Consider the following 620-nt stretch of genomic DNA (forward strand, 5'->3'; position numbering starts at 1 on the left):
GTTGGTTCCCCTGGCCCTGGCCGATCCCACTTTGAAACGGCGTCACCGCCAGGCAGGCCGGGGCTTCCCCCATCTGGCCCGCCAGAGCGGCACGGCCGGCGGCGATCGCGCTTTCTGCAGCAGCACCGACTGGCCCCGGGTTGGTGCTGGTCATTCCGTCCAATCCAGTCAGGCGCTGGGCTGTGCTGGCCAGCTCACCGCCGGCCAGCTCCTGGGCTGCTGACAGCTCGCCCATCCATTGCGTCGCCTGCTCAGGCCAGCGCATGGTCACCGGTGCCCAGGTGTTCACTGTTCACCGTCCCATGTCACGGCCGCCAGTGCGTCCATGTCGGCGTTGGCCAGCGCTTCGTCCAGCTTCTGTTTGAGCCCGTTGGCCTTCTGCAGCAACTGCAGCTTGTACAGGGTGAAGTCGTCCCCCACTTGGCGCAGCTGCGCAGCGGTGTGCGGTCGAAAGTCCTTTACGCCTTCCGCGTCACGGCAGGCATAGAGGCTATCTAGTCCGGCCAAAATGACGCCGGTCAGATTCAGTTGGTCATCCAGTTGGCTGCCGTACTGGTGAGCGGTGCCCAGGGCTTCGGACCAGAACCCAGCGGTGATTGCGGTTTCGCAGGCGTAGTTGA

The 620-nt window shown here is 65.0% G+C and carries 1 protein-coding gene and 1 pseudogene; both read right to left on the reverse strand.

Features of this window, described 5'->3' with window-relative positions; all coding sequences use genetic code 11:
* Positions 1–265, reverse strand: a pseudogene (locus tag M1B35_RS31900) (hypothetical protein); the annotation flags it as partial.
* A 20-nt stretch (positions 266–285) separates the two neighbouring features.
* Positions 286–620: DUF4376 domain-containing protein (locus M1B35_RS31905; protein ID WP_482827999.1), on the reverse strand; the 335-nt coding region annotated here is incomplete at its 5' end.

This window comes from Pseudomonas morbosilactucae (assembly GCF_023241665.1).
Taxonomy (GTDB): domain Bacteria; phylum Pseudomonadota; class Gammaproteobacteria; order Pseudomonadales; family Pseudomonadaceae; genus Aquipseudomonas; species Aquipseudomonas morbosilactucae.